At 67.0% G+C, this 20864-nt stretch carries 20 protein-coding genes; 11 read left to right on the forward strand and 9 right to left on the reverse strand.

Translation table 11 applies throughout. The annotated features are described in order from the left end of the window. Positions 1-8: 8 nt before the first annotated feature. Genes ACEN9K_RS17570 through ACEN9K_RS17605 form a run of 8 tightly spaced genes read right to left on the reverse strand, consistent with a single transcriptional unit; the run spans position 9 to position 8705 of the window. Positions 9-1394, reverse strand: coding sequence for a dihydrolipoamide acetyltransferase family protein (locus tag ACEN9K_RS17570; protein WP_495634766.1), 1386 nt, complete (start codon positions 1392-1394; stop codon positions 9-11). Beyond that, the gene (locus tag ACEN9K_RS17575) at positions 1387-2379 is read right to left on the reverse strand and encodes an alpha-ketoacid dehydrogenase subunit beta (RefSeq protein WP_018768804.1); all 993 of its coding nucleotides are present in this window, start codon (positions 2377-2379) and stop codon (positions 1387-1389) included. The genes ACEN9K_RS17570 and ACEN9K_RS17575 overlap by 8 nt, the downstream gene beginning before the upstream one ends. Beyond that, positions 2376-3425 carry a pyruvate dehydrogenase (acetyl-transferring) E1 component subunit alpha gene (pdhA, locus tag ACEN9K_RS17580; RefSeq protein WP_495634767.1) on the reverse strand — a complete coding sequence of 350 codons (1050 nt, stop codon included), beginning with the start codon at positions 3423-3425 and terminating at the stop codon, positions 2376-2378. The genes ACEN9K_RS17575 and pdhA overlap by 4 nt, the downstream gene beginning before the upstream one ends. Beyond that, entirely contained in the window at positions 3422-5257 is a 1836-nt protein-coding gene (gene acsA / locus ACEN9K_RS17585; RefSeq protein WP_495635720.1) for an acetate--CoA ligase, read from the reverse strand. Before acsA ends, pdhA begins: the two co-directional genes overlap by 4 nt. 52 nt (positions 5258-5309) lie before the next feature. Then, positions 5310-6644: an erythromycin esterase family protein gene (locus ACEN9K_RS17590; protein ID WP_495634768.1), complete on the reverse strand. Its 1335-nt coding sequence runs from the start codon at positions 6642-6644 to the stop codon at positions 5310-5312. Continuing rightward, complete coding sequence (locus ACEN9K_RS17595) at positions 6641-7981, reverse strand: phosphoribosyltransferase (protein WP_018768808.1); 1341 nt, start codon at positions 7979-7981, stop codon at positions 6641-6643. The genes ACEN9K_RS17590 and ACEN9K_RS17595 overlap by 4 nt, the downstream gene beginning before the upstream one ends. A gap of 5 nt (positions 7982-7986) precedes the next feature. Beyond that, positions 7987-8334, reverse strand: a complete 348-nt coding sequence (locus tag ACEN9K_RS17600; RefSeq protein ID WP_018768809.1) for a CU044_2847 family protein — start codon at positions 8332-8334, stop codon at positions 7987-7989. A 14-nt stretch (positions 8335-8348) separates the two neighbouring features. Next, on the reverse strand, positions 8349-8705 hold the full coding sequence (locus ACEN9K_RS17605) for an SPW repeat domain-containing protein (protein ID WP_144601347.1): 357 nt from the start codon (positions 8703-8705) through the stop codon (positions 8349-8351). 197 nt (positions 8706-8902) lie between these two features. On the opposite strand from ACEN9K_RS17605, the gene ACEN9K_RS17610 reads away from it, so the two are divergent. From ACEN9K_RS17610 to ACEN9K_RS17635, 6 genes are all read left to right on the forward strand, one after another. Further along, positions 8903-9259, forward strand: coding sequence for a PadR family transcriptional regulator (locus ACEN9K_RS17610; protein ID WP_223992555.1), 357 nt, complete (start codon positions 8903-8905; stop codon positions 9257-9259). Next, positions 9256-9621 carry a DUF1048 domain-containing protein gene (locus ACEN9K_RS17615; protein WP_018768812.1) on the forward strand — a complete coding sequence of 122 codons (366 nt, stop codon included), beginning with the start codon at positions 9256-9258 and terminating at the stop codon, positions 9619-9621. The genes ACEN9K_RS17610 and ACEN9K_RS17615 overlap by 4 nt, the downstream gene beginning before the upstream one ends. Before the next feature lie 25 nt (positions 9622-9646). Further along, the gene (locus ACEN9K_RS17620) at positions 9647-10462 is read left to right on the forward strand and encodes an ABC transporter ATP-binding protein (protein ID WP_495634769.1); all 816 of its coding nucleotides are present in this window, start codon (positions 9647-9649) and stop codon (positions 10460-10462) included. After that, positions 10459-11223 (forward strand): ABC transporter permease, encoded by a 765-nt coding sequence (locus ACEN9K_RS17625; protein WP_495634770.1) that lies wholly within the window; start codon positions 10459-10461, stop codon positions 11221-11223. The genes ACEN9K_RS17620 and ACEN9K_RS17625 overlap by 4 nt, the downstream gene beginning before the upstream one ends. 133 nt (positions 11224-11356) lie before the next feature. Next, positions 11357-12559, forward strand: a complete 1203-nt coding sequence (locus tag ACEN9K_RS17630) for an alkaline phosphatase family protein (RefSeq protein WP_224084106.1) — start codon at positions 11357-11359, stop codon at positions 12557-12559. 1 nt (position 12560) lies between these two features. Beyond that, entirely contained in the window at positions 12561-14195 is a 1635-nt protein-coding gene (locus ACEN9K_RS17635; RefSeq protein ID WP_056392752.1) for a phospholipase C, read from the forward strand. Here the strand turns inward: ACEN9K_RS17635 and ACEN9K_RS17640 are convergent. Next, positions 14189-15364, reverse strand: coding sequence for a carboxylate-amine ligase (locus ACEN9K_RS17640; RefSeq protein WP_018768817.1), 1176 nt, complete (start codon positions 15362-15364; stop codon positions 14189-14191). The genes ACEN9K_RS17635 and ACEN9K_RS17640 overlap by 7 nt on opposite strands. 200 nt (positions 15365-15564) lie before the next feature. Here ACEN9K_RS17640 and ACEN9K_RS17645 point away from each other — a divergent pair, with 200 nt between their 5' ends. The 5 genes from ACEN9K_RS17645 (at position 15565) to ACEN9K_RS17665 (ending at position 20863) form a co-directional block, all read left to right on the forward strand. Then, on the forward strand, positions 15565-16287 hold the full coding sequence (locus ACEN9K_RS17645) for a VIT1/CCC1 transporter family protein (RefSeq protein ID WP_134164075.1): 723 nt from the start codon (positions 15565-15567) through the stop codon (positions 16285-16287). 60 nt (positions 16288-16347) lie between these two features. Next, complete coding sequence (locus tag ACEN9K_RS17650) at positions 16348-16836, forward strand: hypothetical protein (protein ID WP_018768819.1); 489 nt, start codon at positions 16348-16350, stop codon at positions 16834-16836. A 161-nt stretch (positions 16837-16997) separates the two neighbouring features. After that, the gene (ctaC, locus tag ACEN9K_RS17655; protein ID WP_018768820.1) at positions 16998-17855 is read left to right on the forward strand and encodes an aa3-type cytochrome oxidase subunit II; all 858 of its coding nucleotides are present in this window, start codon (positions 16998-17000) and stop codon (positions 17853-17855) included. A 15-nt stretch (positions 17856-17870) separates the two neighbouring features. Beyond that, complete coding sequence (gene ctaD / locus ACEN9K_RS17660) at positions 17871-19625, forward strand: aa3-type cytochrome oxidase subunit I (protein ID WP_495634771.1); 1755 nt, start codon at positions 17871-17873, stop codon at positions 19623-19625. Between the two features lie 182 nt (positions 19626-19807). Then, positions 19808-20863 carry an iron ABC transporter substrate-binding protein gene (locus ACEN9K_RS17665; protein ID WP_018768822.1) on the forward strand — a complete coding sequence of 352 codons (1056 nt, stop codon included), beginning with the start codon at positions 19808-19810 and terminating at the stop codon, positions 20861-20863. Position 20864 lies beyond the last annotated feature (1 nt).

Genomic DNA, 20864 nt, shown 5'->3' on the forward strand with positions numbered 1-20864 from the left:
CCCGCTGCTCACAACTTTTCCGGCGCCTGAAGCAGTTCGTCGATGCGGGCCAGGAAACGCCCGCCGCGCAGCCCGTCACTGACCCGGTGGTCCGCGGACAGGGTGGCGATGGCGGCGTGCCGGATGCCGAGCATCCCGTTGTGCGCCCACGGCTGCTCCAGCACCTTGCCGAAGCCCACCATGGCCACCTGCGGCGGGTAGATCACCCCGTACACGCTTTCCACGCCGAGGTCCCCGAGGTTGGTCACTGTGATGGTGGGATAGGCCATCTCCGCGCGCTGAAGCCGCCCCGCCCTGGCCCGGCCGACCAGGTCCCGCAGCTGGTCCATCAGCTGGTCCAGGCTAAGGGTGTCCGCGTGGTGCACCGCCGGGGCCACGATCCCGCCGTGCCGCAGGGCAACGGCGACGCCCAGGTGCACAGCACTGCTGGGATGGAACGCGCCCTTGGTGAAGAACCCGTTCATGTCCGGTTCTTCCTTCGCCGCCAGCGCGGTGGCCTTCAGCAGCAGGGCCGACGGCACCAGCCGCGATGACACGGGGCGCTGCTGGTTCGCCGCCTGCATCCACGCCATCGCCGCCGCCAGGTCCAGGGTGGTGGACAGGTAGTAGTGCGGAATTTCCTTCTTGGAGCGGGACATCAGCGCGCCGATGGCCTGCCGCAGGCTTTCCGCCTTGCCGCCGGCCGCCGTCGTCCGCTTCCGCCCGGGTTGCTCCTCCTCCGGGGTTCCGCGCGGCGCTTCCGCGGTTGGGGCTTCCACCGGTTGGGCTTCCGACGGCGGTGCTGCCGCAGGCTTTTCCGCACCGGCTTCCTTAGCTGGCCGTCCCCGGGGCGGAACGGCGGCGAGCACGTCCTCCTCGGTGACGGCACCGCCCGGGCCCGTCCCCGTGACCGCGGACAGCTGGACGCCGAGTTCGGCGGCAAGCCGCCGTGCCAGCGGCGACGACCGGACCCGGTGCGCTTCGGGTGCTGTTGCCGGCTCCGGCGCCCGGGTGCCGGACGCCGCAGCGGCGCGTTCGACGTCGGCCCTGGTCACCTCGCCGTCCGTGCCGCTGCCGCTGATGCGTCCGACGTCGACCCCCAGCGTGTGCGCAAGGTGCCGGACCGGGGGTGCTGCCTTTGCGCCGTGGTCCGCGGGCGGGGCTGGCGGGAGTTCGGCGGGCGTGGCGGTGATCCGGGCGATGGGGGTGCCCACGTCCACGGTGTCGCCGATGTCCACCAGGAACTCGGCCAGCACGCCTTCCTGGAACGACTCGATGTCCATCACGGTCTTGTCGGTGTCCACGGCCGCCACCAGGTCACCCTTGTGGATGTAGTCCCCGGGCTTGACCAGCCATTCCACCACCTTGCCATGCTCCATGTCCGCGCCCAGGGATGGCATCCGGAACTCAGCCACCGGCGCCCACGGCCCTTCGCGCGGCGGCCATGACCCGCTCCACGGACGGCAGCGCGGCCTGCTCCAGGTGCTTGGCGTACGGGACAGGGACCTCCAGGCTGCACACCCGCTCCACCGGCGCGTCCAGGTCGAAGAAGGCCTGCTCGGCGATCCTGGCCGCGATCTCGGCCGAGATGCTGCCGCTGCGCCAGCCTTCGTCCACCACCACGGCGCGGTGCGTCTTTTCCACGCTGGCGAGGACGGTGTGCATGTCCAGCGGGCGGAGGGAGCGGAGGTCGATGACGTCGGCGTCGATCCCTTCCCCGGCCAGCTGACCGGCCGCGTCCAGCACCATGGGCAAGGTGCCGCCGTAGGTGATGAGCGTCAGGCCCTGCCCGCCTCCGTTCCCTTGCCGCAGGACCGCCGCCTTGTCGATGTCCACGGCGCCGGCATCGTCGTCGAGCTCGCCGGCCATGTTGTACAGGGAACCGTGCTCGAAGATCAGCACCGGGTCCGGGTCCTGCAGCGCGGTCCAGAGCATACCGCGGGCGTCGGCCAGGGTGGCCGGGGCAAGGATGCGCAGCCCCGGAATGTGGGCATACCAGCCCTCCAGGCTGTGCGAGTGCTGGGCCCCGAGCTGACGGCCGGCGCCGGTGGTCATCCGGATGACGATGGGCACGTTGAACTGGCCGCCGGACATGTGCAGCAGGGTGGCCGCGTTGTTGATGATCTGGTCCAGCGCCAGCAGGCTGAAGTTGACGGTCATGATCTCGACGACGGGCCTCATCCCGCCCAGCGCAGACCCGATCCCTGCCCCCACGAAGCCGGACTCGGACAGCGGGGTATCGCGGATCCGTTCCGGCCCGAATTCCTCCAGCAGCCCCAGGCTCACGGCGAAACTGCCGCCGTACCGGCCCACGTCCTCGCCCATCAGGAACACCCGTTCGTCCCGCTGCATGGCCTCGCGCAGCGCGGCACGCATGGCCTCCCGGTAGGTGGTTTTCATCCTTCCGCCCTGCCTTTCCCGGCCCCGTCGCCGGCACTGACATCGCCACTGTCACTCTCCGCCCGGTCGCTGTACACGAACCGCGCCAGTTCGGACACCGGTTCCGGCGTCCCGTTCTCGGCGAACCCGACGGCGGTGCTGATCTCCGCGTCCACGTCCGCCGTAAGTGCGGCCCAGTCCTTCTCCGGCAGCCGTCCCGCCGCCCGCATGGCACCCTGCAGCAGGCTGATGGGGTCCCGTTCCATCCACTGCGCCACCTCGGCTTTCTCCCGGTACAGCTCCGGATCGAACATGGAGTGGGCGCGGAAGCGGTACGTGCGCAGTTCCAGGAAGTGCGGGCCGCCGCCGGACCGGACGGCGTCCACGGCACGCCTGGCTGCTTCCTCGACCGCGAGCACGTCCATGCCGTCCACGGCCCAGGCGGGGATTTCATACCCGGCGGCCTTGAGCGCGATGTCCGTCTGGGACTCGGAACGGCCCAGCGCGGTTCCCATGGCGTAAAGGTTGTTTTCGCAGCAGAACAGCACCGGCAGCTGCCACAGCGCGGCCAGGTTCATGCTTTCGTGGAACTCGCCTTCGGCCACCGCGCCTTCGCCGAAGAAGCAGACGGTGACCCGCTGGCGCCCGGCCATCCGGTCCGCGAGCGCCAGGCCGACGGCAAGCGGCAGGCCCCCTGCCACGATCGCGTTTCCGCCGTAGAAGCGGGTGGCGGCGTCGAACAGGTGCATGGATCCGCCGCGCCCGCGGCAGCATCCCTCGGCGTGGCCGTACATTTCGGCCAGGATGGCTCCGGCGGAGACGCCGCGCAGGAGGGCGTGCCCGTGTTCCCGGTAGGTGGCCACCACGGCATCCTCGGGTGCCAGGGTTTCCATTACCCCGGCCGCCACAGCTTCCTCGCCGATGTAGACGTGCAGGAAGCCGCGGATTTTGGCGGCGCTGTACAGCTCGATGCATTTTTCCTCGAGCCGGCGCACCCGCAGCATCTGCCGCAGCAGGTGGAGGGCATGCTCCGCGTCCGGGACGGCCTGGTTCTTGAGGGTACTCACGGCTGGTCCTTCAGTGTCACGGCCGGTCCTGCCGGTGATTCCAGTGTTGAGGTGTCGCCTTCGGGCAGCCCCAGCTCGCGGGATTTGAGGAGCCGCCGCAGGATCTTGCCGCTGCGGGTCTTGGGCAGGGTGGCGGTGAAGTCGAGCAGCCGGGGTGCCACGGCGGCGCCCAGCCGTTTCCGCGCGAACCCGATGATGTCCAGCTGCAGCTCCTCCGTGGGCTCGTTGCCAGGCTTGAGCTCCACGAAGGCCTTGACCACTTCGCCGGCCACGGGGTCCGGCACGCCGATCACGCCCGCTTCGGCGACGGCCGGGTGCTCCATCAGGCAGCTTTCCACTTCGAAGGGCCCGATCAGGTGGCCGGAGGACTTGATCACGTCGTCGCCGCGGCCCACGAACCAGAAGTAGCCATCGCCGTCGCGCTTTGCCAGGTCCCCGGTGAGGTACCAGCCGCCCGCGAAGCACCGCCGGTACCGTTCCTCCTCGTTGAGGTAGCCGCGGAACATGGACGGCCAGCCGGGCCGCAGCGCCAGCTCCCCCATGGCGTCCGGCTCGGTAACCAGGACCGCCTGGCCGTCCCGGAGCACGGGCTTGCCGTCGGCGTCCCGGGCCACCAGGGCGGCCTCGATGCCGGGCAGTGGCCGGCCCATGGAGCCCGGACGGATGTCCATGGCGGGGTAGTTGGCGATCATGATCCCGCCCGTTTCGGTCTGCCACCAGTTGTCGTGCACCGGCAGGCCCAGCACGTCCTGGCCCCACACCACTGCCTCCGGGTTCAGCGGCTCCCCCACGCTGGCGATGAAGCGCAGCGCGGAGAGGTCATGGCCGGCGGCTCGTTCCGCGCCTGCCTTCATGAGCATCCGCAGGGCCGTGGGGGCGGTGTACCAGACGGTGACGCGCTGCTCCGCGAGGATGCGGTACCAGCGGTCGGCGTCCAGCTCCTCCTCGTCCACGATGGCGGTGACCCCGTGCACCAGCGGCGCGATAATGCCGTAGGACGTGCCGGTCACCCAGCCGGGATCGGCGGTACACCAGTAGATGTCATCGGGGTGCAGGTCCAGCGCGTAGAGGCCGGTGGCATAGTGGGCCGCGACGGCGCCATGGACATGGATGGCGCCCTTGGGCGTGCCCGTGGTGCCGCTGGTGAAGTGCAGCAGGGCCATGTCCTCCGGCTGGGTGTCCGCGACCGCGTCGATTGGGTCAGCCCCAGCCAGGAGCCGGGCCAGGTCCAGGGTTCCCGGTTCGGGGCTGCCGTCCGCGTCCACCAGCAGGACGTGGCGGAGTTCGGGAAGGGTGTCCCGGAGCGGCGCAACCTTTTTGCGGTAGAGCGTTTTGGTGGTCACCAGTACCCGGCCGGCCCCCAGGTGCAGCCGCTGCCGGACAGGCTCGGGGCCAAAGGCGGAAAAGAGCGGGCAGAAGACGCTGCCGTTCTTGAAGGTGCCCAGCACGGCCACGTACAGCCCGGGGCTGCGGCCCAGGAGCGAGAAGACCCGCTCGCCCCGCCCCACCCCAAGGCTTCGAAGTACGGCGGCGAACCTGTTGGTCTGGTCCGCAAGGTCGCCGTAGCTCATGGACCGGGTGCCGCCGTCGGCCTGCACAAAGCGCAGGGCTTCCTTGCCGCCGCGGCCTTCCGCCACGTGGCGGTCAACGGCTTCGTAGGCAATGTTGAGGCCGCGGCCGCCGGGCAGCCCAGCCAGCGCCTGCCGTGCCTGGTCCCAGCTGAAGTCCCGCCGGGCGGCATCATAATCGGCCAAATTGGGCTGGACCGGGAAGGCTGCCACGTCCTTGGTGATGGCAGGCCAGCGCGTGGACCCCTCGGTTCCGGTGGCCATGGTGCTCCTCTGGTCCATCATGTTCCTTTGTTATGGGTGGAACCGCTGTGGGCTAGAACCCCGAGGGCTCGGTTTCGAGCTCCGGTTCGCCGGGCTGGTACTCGTGGTGCAGCGGCCGCAGGGCCTCGGTCCGCGGATGCCAGAACAGCGCGTCGTAACGGTCGCCCATCCGGGTGGGCACATAGTTGCCCCTCTCCCGGCGTGGGTTGTACACCACGCCGATGGCCCGGTGCCCGCGCCAGGACGTCAGCCACCGCCCGGCCCGTTCCGGACCGAACACCAGCACCGACGGTTCGCCCAGCGCCTCGTGGAGGAGGTCCTCGTGGCTCCCGTGCACTGCGGCCGGAACATCCATGGTCCACTCCGGCGAACCCCAGGATTCGGCGGCCGTAACGGACCCGGAGTAGGACGCGAACCCGGCCAGCACCACCTGTCCCGGGTGGCGCTGGCGGACCAGCTGGCCGACGTTGACCATGCCGTCAAGCGCCATGTCCGTGGCCCGCGCGTCGCCGACATGCGTGTTGTGCGCCCACACCAGCCCCTTGGATGCCGGCCCGTGGTGGGCGGCGATGCGTTCGATGGTGTCGCTCATGTGGTGGTCGCGGATGTTCCAGGACTGCTGGTCGCCGCGCACCATGGTCCGGTAATAGCGCTCGGCGTTGGTGGCCACGATGGCGTTCTGGATGGCGTCGAAGGCCGCCGGATCGTCCTGCATCCGGCCCAGCGTCCGCCGCCGGACTTCCGCCAGCAATGCCACCACGTCCGCTTCACAGGACTGCGGCACCAGCCGGTTGCTCATGGCATACCGCTGCGGGTCCTCCCGGAACGGGATAAAGCAGTGCCAGGCCTGCAGGGCGGACGGGAGGGCGTCGGCGGCGTTGGCCTCCAGCCAGGCGAAGATTTCCCGCAGCGAGTCCCACAGCGAATAGACGTCCAGGCCATAGAAGCCCGTCCGCTGGTGTTCGGGCAGGCGGAGGTTCCATTCGCGCAGCCAGGTGAGGAATTCGGCCACCTCGTGGTTGGCCCACATCCACGTGGGCCACCGTTCGAATCCGGCCAGCAGCCGGCGCGCGTCCATCTCCTGTCCGGATTCCCCCCGGACCCAGCGGTTGATGCGCCAGCAGTCCGGCCAGTCGCCTTCCACACCGATCCAGGTGAAGCCGTACTCTTCGATCAGCCGGCGGCTCAGCAGCGCCCGCCAGTGGTAATACTCCTGGGTGCCGTGGGATGCCTCGCCCAGGCACACGAAACGGGCCGGGGCGGCGAGGCGGACCAGCGGTTCGAGGTCGTCGGCGGTGGCCAGCGGGTGGGCGAGGCTGCGGATTTGGCCGGCTTCCGCCGCCCGTTCCCCGCCGTGTTCATCCCGGTTGCCCTGGGCCGCCGTCATTCCCTGGCCTCCGGCCGGGCGCGCCCCACCGGGGACGGCAGGAGGTACTGCCGGAACCAGTCCGCGGCCAGGGTGGCCGCCATGGCCAGGGTGCCCGGTTCCTCGAACAGGTGGGTGGCCCCGGGAACGATCTCCAGCCGCGTGGGGGCATGCATCTGGGCCATGGCCTGGCGGTTGAGGGCCAGCACCTGGGTGTCCGCCCCGCCCACGATCAGCAGGGTGGGGGCCTTCACGGCGGGAAGCCGCGGCCCGGCAAGGTCCGGCCGGCCGCCCCTGGAGACGACGGCCTCAACCTGGGCGCCGGGCTCGGCTGCAGCCCACAGAGCGGCGCCGGCCCCGGTGCTTGCGCCGAAGTAGCCGATCCGGCCGGCGGATCCGTCGTGGCGCGCTTCCAGCCAATGGGTGGCGGAGGAGAGGCGCTGGGCCAGCAGGGCGATATCGAACACGTTGGCCCGGTTCACCTCCTCCTGGGGTGTGAGCAGGTCAAGGAGCAGGGTGCCAAGGCCGGCCCCATGCAGGACGGAGGCCACGAAGCGGTTGCGCGGGCTGTGCCGGCTGCTGCCGCTGCCGTGGGCAAAGAGGACCGTGCCGTCACACCTGGCGGGCAGGTAGAGGCTGCCCCGCAGTGTCACCGTTCCCGCCGGAATCTCAACATTCTCTTCCAGGCTCCCGTCTTCCCCTTCCTCGGCGCGGTGGCGGGGCGGGGACGCGGCGGCGTCGAGCAGCTGCACCACCTCGCCATCCTCCGTGGGCGAGAAGTCGTGGTAGTAGTAGCCCACGGCCTGGAAGTTTTGGGGTGAAAGCAGGCAGACGACGTCGTCCGGTTCCTTGAGCTCCACGACGGCGCGGGCGGGGGCAACAGGAACGGCAAGGATGACTCTTGCCGCACCGAGTTGCCGGGCCACCTGGCAGGCCGCCCTGGCGGTGGAGCCGGTGGCGATGCCGTCATCCACGATGATGGCCGTGCGGCCGGTGAGGTCGATGCGCCGGCGCCCCTGGCGGAACCGCGCCACCCTGCTTTCCAGCAGGGCGCGTTCATGCCGTTCAACCTGCTGCAGGTCCTCCTGGGTCACCCGGGCCATGGAAATGGTGCGCGGATCCAGGACCCGGACATTTCCCTCCCCGATGGCTCCCATGGCCACCTCGGGCTGGAACGGAACCCCCAGTTTCCGCACCACGATCACATCCAGCGGCGCGTCCAGGGCCTTGGCTACCTCGAACGCCACCGGGACGCCGCCCCGGGGCAGTCCCAGCACCACAACGTCCTTTCCGCGCAGGGGGGCGAGCCGTTTACCCAGCCGCCGCCCGGCGTCGGACCTGTCATGAAACGCAACCATAGCCATCACCCGTTATGCGTGATTTCTTCCCCGGGCAGGGCTCCAGCCGCCGGGCTCCAGGACATTCGAAGGACAAAATGGGCGTCGGAACTGCTCTTTGCAATCACCGCCCCTGCGTCCCCCGCGAGCTTCACCCCGAACTCGATCTCTATTTGTTCGGGGGTGAGTTCCGCCATGGCCTCCAGTGCTGCGCGGGCGGCCGGGCGGACGCTGGCAAGAGCGTCTTCCAGCCGCCTGCCTGTGTCCAGGATCCCCTGTTCATTGCGGGCAGGATGGTCCACGCCGTAGCTGTCGTCCGCAGTCTCAACCAGCACTGTTCCGGAGCCCACTTCGTAACGCAGCACTTCAGTCATGGCGGATGCCTCCGCTAATGCGAGATGCGGAGATTGTGATGGGCTTCCGTGCTGGGCTTAATGGCCACCGCGGTGACCACCAGCGCTACTGCCCCGGCGATCCACGATGTCCATGCAGCGCCCGTCGCGCCCGTGTAGGACCCCACCCACGGCGAGAGGACCAGCGCAGCGGCCAGCACGGCCTGTGCCCATTCCATCGCCGGCATTCCCGGCATGGCCAGGTTGATGACGCCGCTGACCACCAGGAGCCCGCCGAAGAGGAGCATGAGCGTGGTGGACATGCTTTGCTGCCGCGTCCACAGGACCGCAATAGCGGTGAAGAGACCGGCGGCGACTGTTACGTAGTCCTGCCACCGATACCACTTTTTCACTGAACTTTCCTTTCTGTTGCGGGCGGCACGCCCTGTGCGTGTCCGCCCCGCAGGCCCCAGCTTCCCGCGGTTTAAGTCAACGCCCGGCAACAGCAGGGTGCTAGGGCAGAAAGACCTACGAGGCCCTTGCACTCCTGGTACTCAGTGATACTATCTACTGGTAGTCAGCATCACTAAGTAGTAATGAGGAGCCCCCAATGGGCAAGCAAATGACCGAGATGCTCAAGGGCACCCTGGAGGGCATCGTCCTTGCCATCCTCGCCGCGCAGCCCGCCTACGGGTACGAAATAACGGCCCGGCTGCGGGAGGAGGGCTTCGCCGACATTGTCGAGGGCACGGTGTACGCGCTGCTGGTCCGCTTAGAACAGCGCGGCCTCGTGGACGTCGCAAAGGTCCCATCCGAAAAGGGGCCACCCCGCAAGGTCTACACACTGAACACGGCAGGCAGCGCCTACCTGGACGAGTTCTGGAGCACCTGGAGCTTCATCGCCGAACGGATAGAGCACCTTCACCACAACAAGAACCAGCCACAGGAAAAAGGAGAACAACCATGACGCAGGGATGGATCGAGAAAGTCACCGGCCCGTTCGACGACAAGAAGCGCTGGCGCCAGTACAAGGCGCGCAAAGAGCAGCTGCCCGGCAGCTACCGCACCACCATTGACGCCCTTGAGCGCTATTTCACCTATGCCGGGGCCATCGTCAAGGGCGACGTCCTCATGCAAATGCTCGAAGACCTGGCGGACCTGGTGGAAGGGGCCGCCGCTGACGGTACGGCCATTCGGGACATCGTGGGGGACGATCCGGTGGAGTTCGCCGAAACCTTCATCAGCAACTACTCCGACGGCCAGTGGATCAACAAGGAGCGGCAGCGCCTGACGGACTCCATCAACAGGGCCGCCGCCGACGGCGCCTGACCACCGCCACGGGAAAGGACCGGCCATGACCCATGACCAGGCCCCGGCACCCGCCATCCGGGTACAGGGCATCGAAAAGTCGTTCAAGGGCCTGCGCGTTCTGCGGGGCGTCCACTTCGACGTGCCGCCGGGAAGCATTTTCGCGCTCCTGGGCTCCAACGGCGCCGGAAAGACCACGCTGGTGCGCATCCTGTCCACGCTGCTGCGGGCGGATGCGGGCACCGCCATGGTGAACGGGTACGACGCCGGCGCGGAGCCGGAGGGCGTGCGCGGCTCCATCAGCCTCACAGGCCAGTTCGCCGCGGTGGACGACGTGCTGACCGGGCGGGAAAACCTGGTGCTGATGGCCAGGCTGCGGCACCTGCGGAGCCCTGGGGAGATTGCCGGCCAGCTCCTTGCCAGGTTTTCCCTCACCGAGGCCGGGAACCGCAGGGTGTCCACCTACTCCGGCGGGATGCGCCGGCGACTGGACATCGCCATGAGCCTGGTTGGCAGCCCGCCGGTCATCATCCTGGACGAGCCCACCACCGGCCTGGACCCGCAGGCCCGCCTTGACGTCTGGCAGACCGTGCGCCAACTTGCTGCCCGCGGAACCACGGTGCTGCTCACCACGCAGTACCTCGAGGAGGCCGAACACCTGGCCGACCGGATAGCCATCCTGCACCAGGGCACCATCATCAGGAACGGAACCCTGGCCGAACTCAAGCGGCTGCTTCCGGCCGCCACGGTGGAATACGTCGAGAAGCAGCCCTCGCTGGAGGACGTCTTCCTCGCCCTCGTCGGGGACCCGGCCAAGGACGGCTCCGAAAGCACCACCGGCGCACGAAAGGAACTGCCATGACCACCCATGTCCTCAGCGACACACGGGTCCTGGCCGGACGCTCGCTCCGCCATATCCTGCGCAGCCCGGACACCATCATCACCACCGCCGTCACACCGGTGGCCATGATGCTGTTGTTCGTCTACGTGTTCGGCGGTGCGATCAACACCGGCGCCGGCGGCCCGTACGTCAACTACCTGCTCCCCGGGATTCTGCTCATCACCATCTCGTCCGGCGTCGCCTACACCGCCTACCGGTTGTTCCTGGACCTGCAGGGCGGCATATTCGAACGGTTCACCTCCATGCCGGTGGCCAGGGGCAGCGTCCTGTGGGCCCACGTGCTCACGTCACTGGCCGCCAATTTCGGGGCACTGGCCGCCGTGGTGGGCGTTGCCCTGCTGATGGGATTCCGCAGCGGAGCCTCCGTGGCCGCCTGGCTCGCCGTCGTCGGAATCCTCGCCCTCTTCACGCTGGCACTGACCTGGATCGCCGTGATCGCCGGGCTGCTGGCGAAAACCGTGGACGGGGCCAGCGGTTTCAGCTACCCGCTGATTTTCCTGCCGTTCATCAGCTCCGCTTTTGTTCCCACCGGTTCCATGCCCGGCCCGGTGGCCTGGTTCGCCGAGAACCAGCCGGTGACGTCCATCGTCGATGCCATCCGTGCCCTGCTGGCGCAGGAAGCCGTGGGCAGCGGCATTTGGACGGCCCTGGCCTGGCTGGCGGGACTTCTCGTGGCAGCCAGCGCAGTCGCCGCCGCCGTATACCGCCGAAAGTTCACCTGAACCCGGCACCGGCGGCAACCCGGAACCTGATTCACTGCCAACTCACAGCGATTGCCCCTGCACAACTCGGCATCTGTATGCAAGAGTGGCGTCAACGCTGGGGCGCTGTAGAGACCGACGACAGGGGCCGCGTGTGTACCGAATATCAGCCCGCTCAACCGCTGTTCGGCGGCGGCCCTCACCCGCGCTGCTGCCACTGCTGGCCCTGCTGCTGTTCGGGCTCGTGGCCTGCCAGGGTCCAGCACCGGCATCGCCTCCCGATTCCCAAAGCGCCACGCCATCCGAAAGCCCCGAGGCGGAACCAACACCCACAGAGACCCCAGGCACCGCCGTCGATCCACAGGGCACCCCCACGGCCGCCGGAGCCCCCGGGCACGTATTCGTGATCAACCTGGAGAACAAGAGCTACGACTCCGTGTGGGGTGGCAACTCCGCCGCGCCTTACCTGTCCGGAACCCTCCGGAAGAAGGGCGTGCTGCTGCAGAACTACTACGGCATCGCCCACAACTCGCTGCCCAACTACCTGGCCCAGATTTCCGGCCAGCGGCCCAACGACAATACGGAGCAGGACTGCCGCACCTACACGGAGTTCAACACCACGGGCAGCGACGGGGACGGCACCCTGCAGGGCAACGGCTGCCTCTACCCGGACCAGGCGCAGACCATCGCCGGGCAGCTGAGCGCGTCTGGCAAGACGTGGAAGGGGTACATGGAGGACATGCAGCAGCCCTGTGAGCACCCGGTCCCCGGCGAACCCGACAACCACATCCGGGCGACCGCCGATGAGATGTACTCCACGCACCACAACCCCTTCGTCTACTTCCACGCCATCACGTCGTCCCCGGACTGCGTGAAGAACGTGGTGAACTTTTCGGCGCTGGCAAAAGACCTGAAATCCGCAGCCACCACTCCAAACCTTGCCTACATCACGCCCAACCTCTGCCACGACGGGCATGACGAATCCTGCGCCGACGGCACCCGCGGCGGACTGAGGGCCGTGGACTCGTGGCTTAAGGCCCATGTGCCGGCCATCCTGTCCTCCCCCGCATACAAGCAGGACGGCGTGCTGGTCATCACCTTCGACGAGGCCGAGGGCGACACGGCCGGGCCGTCCGCCGGAGACGCCGGGAGCCCCGGAGGCGGTGCAGCCGGCGGCAAGGTGGGTGCCCTGGTGCTGTCCCCGTTCAGCCCGGCAGGGGCCACATCGGACCAGCCGTACAACCACTACAGCCTGCTGGCCACCATGGAGGACATCTTCCACCTGCCGCGGCTCGGGATGGCCGGCGACCCGGGCGTGCAGGCCTTTGGCGGCGATGTCTTCCGGCAGGCTTCCTAAGATGGGCTTCCCGGGGCAGGGACGACGGCCCGGTGTCCCGGCCGCCGCCTTGACCGTGGCGGCCCTGGTGCTGCTCGCCGTCGTGGTTCCCGTTGCCCTGCGCCCCGGGACCTCGTCCGGAACCAACGGAGGGATCTCCAAGATCAAGCACGTGGTGATCATTACCCAGGAGAACAGGTCCTTCGACAGCTACTTCGGCACCTACCCGGGTGCCGACGGCATTCCCATGCAGGACGGCAAGCCTGCCGTTTGCCTGCCGGACCCGGCGCGCGGAGGTTGCGTTGCGCCGTTCTATGATTCATCAGACAGCAACGACGGCGGCCCGCACAGTCCGGCCGACGCGGCGGCAGACATCAACAACGGTGCCATGGACGGGTTCGTGGCCCAGGCGGAAAAGGGCATTGCCCATTGCGAGGCGACTGCCACCGACTGCACGTACAAGACCAGGCGCACCGACGTGATGGGCTACCACGACCGAAAACAGCTGCCGACCTACTGGACATACGCCGACAATTTCGTGCTTCAGGACCACATGTTCACCTCCGCCGCAGCCGGAAGCCTGCAGGCCCACCTCTACATGGTGTCCGAGTGGTCGGCCAAGTGCACGAAGCCCGGGGAGCCGTCGTCGTGCGTGGATGCACTGGATGGCCTGGACAACGAACCTGAAAAGGCGGAGTTCGATGACAGCCTGATCGGCGAATGCCAGGCAGACCAGGACCTGCAGACCTGCCGCGACGCCCTCGGGGAGGCAGGCAGTGGCCCCGACCTTGCCGTCCAAACCCAGCAGCTGGCAACGGCCAGCTGCAAACGCACCGATTCCTACGCCACCTGCAAGGCCGCCGTCGACGCAGCACCATTCCCGGCCGCGCTGAAGGAGAAGCTGGCAGCAGCAGCCAAGAACCTGAAACAGCCCAATTACGCCTGGACCGACCTGACCTACCTGCTCCACAAACACAATGTGCCGTGGGCCTACTACGTCTTCAGCGGCACCGAGCCGGACTGCCGCAACGATGCCGCCACGTGCGCCCCCGTTGAGCAGGATGCCGAAACGCCGGGGCGGTGGAATCCGCTGCCGTACTTCGACACGGTCAAGGAGGACGGCGAGCAAGGCAACATCAAACCGCTTGCCGGTTTCTACGACGACGCCAGGCAGGGCAGGCTGCCGGCCGTCAGTTGGGTGGCACCCAGCGACGAGGTCAGCGAACATCCCCCGGCCAAGGTCAGCACCGGCCAGCAGTATGTTGCCGGGCTGGTCAACGCGATCATGAGCGGCCCGGACTGGGACAGCACCGCCATCTTCCTGAACTGGGACGACTGGGGCGGGTTCTATGACCATGTCCAGCCACCTGCGGTGGACAACAGCGGCTACGGCCTGCGCGTCCCCGCCATGGTCATCAGCCCCTACGCGAAGAAGGGCTACATCGACCATCAGATCCTCAGCCAGGACGCCTACTTCAAATTCATCGAGGACGATTTCCTGGGCGGCGAAAGGATCGACCCCGCCACCGACGGCCGGCCCGACAACCGCCCCGGGGTCCGGGAGAACAACCCGCAACTGGGCGATCTGGCCAACGCCTTCGACTTCAACCAGACACCGCTGCCGCCATTGATCCTGCCCAACGCCACCACCTACTGACGCCTGCGTCCAGGACGCGGCTCCCAGGAGGAGCCGGCAGTGCAGTCAGCCGCATCCTGTACTACCTGCTCCAGGTCGCCGGTGCGGTGCAGCACCTCCATCTGCCGCACGGCGCCGGTGCCGGTGTTGAGTACCGCGTCCACCAGGGCCTCCACCCGGGGCAGGTCACCCATGTCTTCCAGCGCCCCACGGATGTGGTTCAGCAGGGAATTCACGACGGCGAGCGCGGACGCCGGGCGGTGCGTATGCGGGTCCAGCAGTTCTCCCCGCAGCCCCCACCGGCTTGCTTTCCAGGCGGCCAGCCGAAGCAGCGCCGAGGGCGCCGACACCGGCTCGATGCCCTCGCGCCATTCCCGCGCGGACGTTTCCACCAGGCCCCTGGCAATTCCCGCCAGCATGACGGTGTTCTCCGGCCGCAGGCACACGTCGGCCACGCGGATCTCTACTGTGGGGTAGTGCCGCGAGAGGCGGGCATCGAAGTAGACCATGCCCTCGTCCAGGGCGACGCCGGTGCTCACCATGTCGTGCACCAGCTGGTGGTAGGCGTCCGGGGTCCCCAGGATGTCCAGCGGACCGGCCGAGGGCCAGCGGTTCCAGACCTGGGAGCGGTAGCTGGCGTAGCCGCTGTCCTGGCCGTGCCAGAACGGTGAGTTGGCGCTGAGGGCGATAAGCACCGGCAGCCAGATACGCATCCGGTCCAGCACGGCCACGGCTTCCTCCGGCGACTCCACCGAAACGTGGATGTGGCACCCGCAGGTGAGCTGTTCCCTGGCGGTCAGCCCGTATTCCTCCGTCATTGCCCTGAATCTCCGGAGCTGTACGGGATGCGGGTCGGCCGGGAGCGGCGAGGTGCCCAACGCGGCCACCCTGACGCCGATGTCCCCTGCCGCCTGCCGGGCGATGCCCCGCCCGGCAATGATGTCCTGTTCCAGCCGTGCCAGGGTGGCGTGGGGCGGGGTGACCACCTCGATCATTTCCTGCTGGAACTCAGCGGCCAGGACGGGCCCGGCTCCGGCCTGCAGGGGGCGGACGTACAGGTTCAGGAGTGCTCCGGCCATCGGCACGGCTTCCCCGTTTGCGGGGTCCACCAGGAGCAGCTCCTCCTCGACGCCGAACGTCCGCCTGCCTGCGCCCGCGCCTCCGTTGCCGTCATTGCCGTAGGTGTCCATCGCCGTCGTCCTTCTCCCGTTGCCTGCTCATGGAGCGTCCAGGCCTGGATCCTGCCTTTTCAGGACTAGTAAGTAAACTTATTTGTTTTAAGGTACGCCCAGGATTGCAGTTGGTACAGGGTCTGCACCAGGCATGCCCGTGTGGTTAGGGGATGCAAACCTTCGTGGCAGAGGGGTCCCTGCAGTGCTTTACTGCCAGCATGTCTGAAACTCTCAAGCTGAGCCGCAACGAACCGCACGACAGCAGCGTGGCATCCCGCCTGAACTGGCTGCGGGCCGGTGTCCTGGGCGCGAACGACGGCATCGTCTCCGTGGCGGCAACTGTGGTGGGCGTGGCCGGGGTGACCAACGACCTCGCGCCAATCCTGGTGGCAGGCACCGCGGCGGTGGTGGGCGGCGCCGTGTCCATGGCGTTGGGCGAATACGTTTCCGTGAGCAGCCAAAGCGACAGCCAGCGGGCACTGATCGAAAAGGAACGCCAGGAGCTCAGGGACGATCCCGACGGCGAACTGGCAGAGCTTGCGCACATCTACCAGGCAAAGGGACTCAGCGAAGCCACGGCCCGGACAGTTGCCGAAGAATTGACGGCAAAGGACGCACTGAAGGCACACCTGTCTGCCGAACTGAACATCGACGAAGAGGAAGTGGTCAGCCCCTGGCACGCAGCCTTCGCCTCCGCCATCGCGTTCACCGTCGGCGCCGTGCTGCCTATGCTGGCCATCATCTTCCCGCCCGAAGGGGCGCGCATCCCGGTCACGTTCGTCGCCGTCATCCTGGCGCTCGCGCTGACCGGCACCGTCAGCGCCAAAATCGGCGGCAGCTCCAAGCGCAAGGCCACCATCCGGCTGGTGGTTGGCGGGGCGCTTGCCATGGCCTTCACGTTCGCAGTGGGAAGCCTCCTGGGCACCACCGGCATCGCCTAGCCCTTCTCGAACCCAGCCACTTCCCACATTCCGCTGCCCGCTACTGATCAGGAGTTTCCCGTGCTGGAGATCGCCGGCCTTCCGGCCCATATTCTGTTGATCCACGGCGTGGTGGTCCTGGCTCCGCTGGCCGGGGTCTCGGCAGTGGTTTTCGCCCTGCTCCGGCGCACCAGGCGTTACCTGGCCTGGCCCATGGGAGTCCTGGCACTGCTGCTGGTTCCGCTGTCCGTCCTTACCGCCGAAGCGGGGGAACAGCTGGAAAAGGCCAGGGGCGCGTCACAACTGGTTGAGGAGCACGCCCACCAGGGGAGTTTCCTCCGCTACGTCACAGTGTTGTTCCTGGTGGCCGTGGGTGCCCAGATCACCGCAGCCTTCCCCACGCTCCTGACACGCCGACCCGCCTTCCACGGTCTCCGCGGGCTTCTGGAGTCCCGCTGGCTGCTCCCCGCCACCTCGGTGCTGGGCGTACTGGCGGGACTGTTCCTGGTGTACCAAAGCATCGTGACCGGCCATTCGGGAGCAGTGTCCGTTTGGGCCGGCAGCCGCTAGCGCAGCCCCCCCCGAAAACCTCTTCCCATCAGCATCCGCCCCGGCGTAGGGTGGGGCACACAACTGCTGGTCCCGGGGCCAGCAGTGGGCTCATGCAGTTGGGCTTCTGGAGCATGCCGGAGGGACCACAGGTGGGTAGGAAACCATTCAAAAACCAAAGCATGCGGCGCCTGGCAGGACTGGGCGCTGGCCTTGGTGTGTTGCCGCTGCTGGCCTCCTGCTCCGCCGAAGTGTCCCGCGGCTTCCTGCCCGGCAACCGTGACACCACCAACAACACCGCGCTGATCACGGACCTGTGGGTCAACTCCTGGATCGCTGCACTGGTGGTGGGCATCATCACCTGGGGACTGATGATCTGGGTCATCGTTGCCTACCGGCGCCGGAAGAACACCGTAGGGTTCCCCGCGCAATTGAGCTATAACCTTCCGCTGGAAGTGTTCTACCTGGCCATCCCGCTGATCGTCATCGGCGTCCTGTTCGTCTTCACGGACCGGGAACAGCGGGCCATCGATGCACGCTACCCCAACCCGGACGTGGTGATCGACGTCTTCGGCAAGCAGTGGTCCTGGGATTTCAACTACGTCAAGGAACAGGTCCACGAGGACGCCGGACAGCAGGCCCACCTGACCGGCGACTGGGGCACCCCGGACCGGCTGCCCACCCTCTACCTGCCGGTGGGCAAGAAAGTGGAACTGCACCTGCAGTCGCGCGACGTGCAGCATTCCTTCTGGGTGGTGGATTTCCTGCAGAAACGCGACCTGTATCCGGGCCACGAACAGTACAACCCCTACATCAACATCACCCCCAACCGCGTGGGCGAATACATGGGCAAGTGCGCCGAACTCTGCGGCGAGTACCACTCCGAGATGCTCTTCAAGGTCCGGGTGGTCAGCCAGCAGGAGTATGACAGCCACATCGCGGACCTGAAGGCCAAGGGCAACACGGGCAACCTGGGCGCCGACTACAACAGGGCACCGATGTCGGCCCCGTCACCGCAGGCCCCGGACGCAGCACAGTAAAGGAGGGCACCGAACATGACCACCACAGGCCAAAGAATGGGCGGAACCGCAGCCACGGCGGCACCGGCAGTGGTCCGGCGCTCCAAAGGCACCATCATCGTCAACTGGATCACCTCCACCGACCACAAGACCATCGGGTACATGTACCTGATTGCGTCCTTCGTGTTCTTCTGCCTGGGCGGTGTCATGGCGCTGCTCATCCGCGCCGAATTGTTCGAGCCCGGCATGCAGATCCTGCAGACCAAGGAACAGTACAACCAGCTGTTCACCATGCACGGCACGGTGATGCTGCTGATGTTCGCCACCCCGCTGTTTGCCGGGTTCGCCAACGTGATCATGCCGCTGCAGATCGGCGCTCCTGACGTGGCGTTCCCGCGCCTGAACGCGTTGGCCTTCTGGTTCTTCCTGTTCGGTTCCACCATCGCGGTGTCCGGCTTCATCACCCCGCAGGGCGCAGCGTCCTTTGGCTGGTTCGCCTATGCGCCGCTGTCGAACACGACGTTCACCCCGGGCATCGGCGGTGACCTGTGGGTCTTCGGCCTGGCGCTGTCCGGCTTCGGCACCATCCTTGGTGCGGTCAACTTCATCACCACCATCATCTGCATGCGCGCCCCGGGGCTCACCATGTGGCGGATGCCCATCTTCACCTGGAACACCCTCGTCACCGCCATCCTGGTGCTCATGGCATTCCCGCCGCTGGCCGCCGCCCTGTTCGCGCTTGGCGCGGACCGCAAGTTCGGGGCCCACATCTTCGACCCGGCCAACGGCGGCGCCATCCTCTGGCAGCACCTGTTCTGGTTCTTCGGCCACCCGGAGGTGTACATCATTGCGCTGCCGTTCTTCGGCATCGTGTCGGAGATCTTCCCGGTCTTCAGCCGCAAACCCCTGTTTGGCTACAAGGGCATCGTGTACGCCACCATCGCCATCGCAGCCCTGTCCGTGACGGTGTGGGCCCACCATATGTACGTCACCGGCGCGATCTTCCTGCCGTTCTTCGCCTTCATGACCATGCTCATCGCGGTGCCCACCGGCGTGAAGTTCTTCAACTGGATCGGCACCATGTGGGGCGGGTCGCTGACCTTCGAAACGCCGATGCTCTGGAGCATGGGGTTCCTGGCCACGTTCCTGTTCGGCGGCCTCACCGGGATTATCCTGGCTTCGCCGCCCATGGACTTCCACGTCTCGGACACCTACTTCGTAGTGGCGCACTTCCACTACGTGGTGTTCGGCACGGTGGTGTTCGCCATGTTCGCCGGGTTCTACTTCTGGTGGCCCAAGTTCACCGGCACCATGCTCAACGAGCGCCTGGGCAAGATCCACTTCTGGATGCTGTTCCTGGGCTTCCACGCCACGTTCCTCATCCAGCACTGGTTGGGTGTCCTGGGCATGCCCCGCCGGTACGCGGACTACATGCCGGAGGACAACTTCACCGGAATGAACCAGTTCTCCACCATCGGGTCGTATCTCCTTGGAGCGTCCCTCATCCCGTTCTTCTGGAACGTCTACATCACCTGGCGCGCCGGCAAGAAGGTCACCGTGGACGATCCCTGGGGCTTCGGCGCTTCGCTGGAGTGGGCCACCTCCTGCCCGCCGCCGCGGCACAACTTCACCTCGCTGCCCCGGATCCGTTCGGAACGTCCCGCCCTGGACCTGCACCACCCGGAGCTGAGCGTCCGGCTCCACCCGTCCGAAAACGCCCCCGCGGAGAGCCTCCTGGGTGCCGCGGACATCGGGGAGCACGACGTCCACGACCCCAACCCGAACACCTAGCGGACCATCAGAATTACGTCACGCCTTGTTTGCGTAATTGATGTGAACCTCATCACTTAAAGCGCTTTCCGGCTTGGAGCTTAGGTTTGCCTACCCTACAGTTTCCTGACATAGGCACCGTTTACCGGCGCCCATCAGGACTTAGGTTCAAGCAGACTTTTTCCCCACCGAAAGCAGCCTCAATGAAGATCCGCAACAGCGCGCTGGCCGGCATCGCACTCGCCGCCACCGCCGCTCTTGGCCTGACCGCCTGCGGCGGCGCCACCCCCGCCGGCAACGGCTCGTCTTCCGCTTCCGGCGGCGCCGCCGCGGGCGGGATTACGGTGTACAACGCCCAGCACGAGAGCCTCACCAAGGAATGGGTGGATGCCTTCACGGCCGAAACCGGCATCAAGGTGACCCTCCGGCAGGGCGATGACACGGAGATGTCCAACCAGATCATCCAGGAAGGCCAGGCGTCCCCCGCGGACGTGTTCCTCACCGAAAACTCCCCCGCCATGACCCAGGTGGAGAACGCCGGCCTGTTCGCCGACGTCAACAAGGACACCCTGGCCCAGGTCCCCTCCGAATTCACCCCCTCCACCGGGAAGTGGACGGGCATCGCCGCACGCTCCACCGTCCTGGTCTACAACAAGACCAAGCTCACCGAGGACCAGCTGCCCAAGTCCATGCTTGACCTGGCCAAGCCCGAATGGAAGGGCCGCTGGGCTGCGTCGCCCACCGGCGCGGACTTCCAGGCCATTGTCTCCGCACTGCTGGAACTGAAGGGCGAGTCCGCCACCGAGGACTGGCTCAAGGCCATGAAGGACAACTCCAAGGCGTACAAAGGCAACAGCACGGCCATGAAGGCAGTCAACGCCGGTGAAGTGGATGCCGCGCTGATCTACCACTACTACTACTACGGCGACCAGGCCAAGACCGGCGAGAACTCCAACAACGTCACGCCTTACTACTTCAAGAATGAGGACCCGGGCGCGTTCCTGTCCGTCTCCGGTGGCGGCGTGCTCAAATCGTCCAAGAACGCTGCAGCCGCGCAGGCCTTCCTGAAGTTCATCACCGGCAAGAAGGGGCAGGAAGTCCTGAAGAACGGCACGTCCTTCGAGTACGCCATCGGCTCTGATGTGCCTGCCAACGACAAGCTGGTTCCCATCAAGGACCTGCAGGCCCCCAAGGTGGACGCTGCGAAACTCAACTCCCAGAAGGTCAGCGATCTGATGACCCAGGCAGGACTACTGTAAT

The sequence above is a fragment of the Pseudarthrobacter sp. Pseusp20 genome (genome assembly GCF_059492155.1).

Bases quoted from the DNA above. Each gene is read 5' to 3' on its own strand.
- ACEN9K_RS17640 (WP_018768817.1), bottom strand. From the start codon at position 15,364: ATGGACACCTACGGCAATGACGGCAACGGAGGCGCGGGCGCAGGCAGG.
- ctaC (WP_018768820.1), top strand. From the start codon at position 16,998: ATGCGGCGCCTGGCAGGACTGGGCGCTGGCCTTGGTGTGTTGCCGCTG.
- ACEN9K_RS17620 (WP_495634769.1), top strand. From the start codon at position 9,647: ATGACCCATGACCAGGCCCCGGCACCCGCCATCCGGGTACAGGGCATC.
- ACEN9K_RS17635 (WP_056392752.1), top strand. From the start codon at position 12,561: ATGGGCTTCCCGGGGCAGGGACGACGGCCCGGTGTCCCGGCCGCCGCC.
- acsA (WP_495635720.1), bottom strand. From the start codon at position 5,257: ATGGCCACCGGAACCGAGGGGTCCACGCGCTGGCCTGCCATCACCAAG.
- ACEN9K_RS17575 (WP_018768804.1), bottom strand. From the start codon at position 2,379: ATGAAAACCACCTACCGGGAGGCCATGCGTGCCGCGCTGCGCGAGGCC.
- ACEN9K_RS17610 (WP_223992555.1), top strand. From the start codon at position 8,903: ATGGGCAAGCAAATGACCGAGATGCTCAAGGGCACCCTGGAGGGCATC.
- ctaD (WP_495634771.1), top strand. From the start codon at position 17,871: ATGACCACCACAGGCCAAAGAATGGGCGGAACCGCAGCCACGGCGGCA.
- ACEN9K_RS17665 (WP_018768822.1), top strand. From the start codon at position 19,808: ATGAAGATCCGCAACAGCGCGCTGGCCGGCATCGCACTCGCCGCCACC.
- ACEN9K_RS17595 (WP_018768808.1), bottom strand. From the start codon at position 7,981: ATGGTTGCGTTTCATGACAGGTCCGACGCCGGGCGGCGGCTGGGTAAA.
- ACEN9K_RS17625 (WP_495634770.1), top strand. From the start codon at position 10,459: ATGACCACCCATGTCCTCAGCGACACACGGGTCCTGGCCGGACGCTCG.
- ACEN9K_RS17645 (WP_134164075.1), top strand. From the start codon at position 15,565: ATGTCTGAAACTCTCAAGCTGAGCCGCAACGAACCGCACGACAGCAGC.
- ACEN9K_RS17590 (WP_495634768.1), bottom strand. From the start codon at position 6,644: ATGACGGCGGCCCAGGGCAACCGGGATGAACACGGCGGGGAACGGGCG.
- ACEN9K_RS17615 (WP_018768812.1), top strand. From the start codon at position 9,256: ATGACGCAGGGATGGATCGAGAAAGTCACCGGCCCGTTCGACGACAAG.
- ACEN9K_RS17600 (WP_018768809.1), bottom strand. From the start codon at position 8,334: ATGACTGAAGTGCTGCGTTACGAAGTGGGCTCCGGAACAGTGCTGGTT.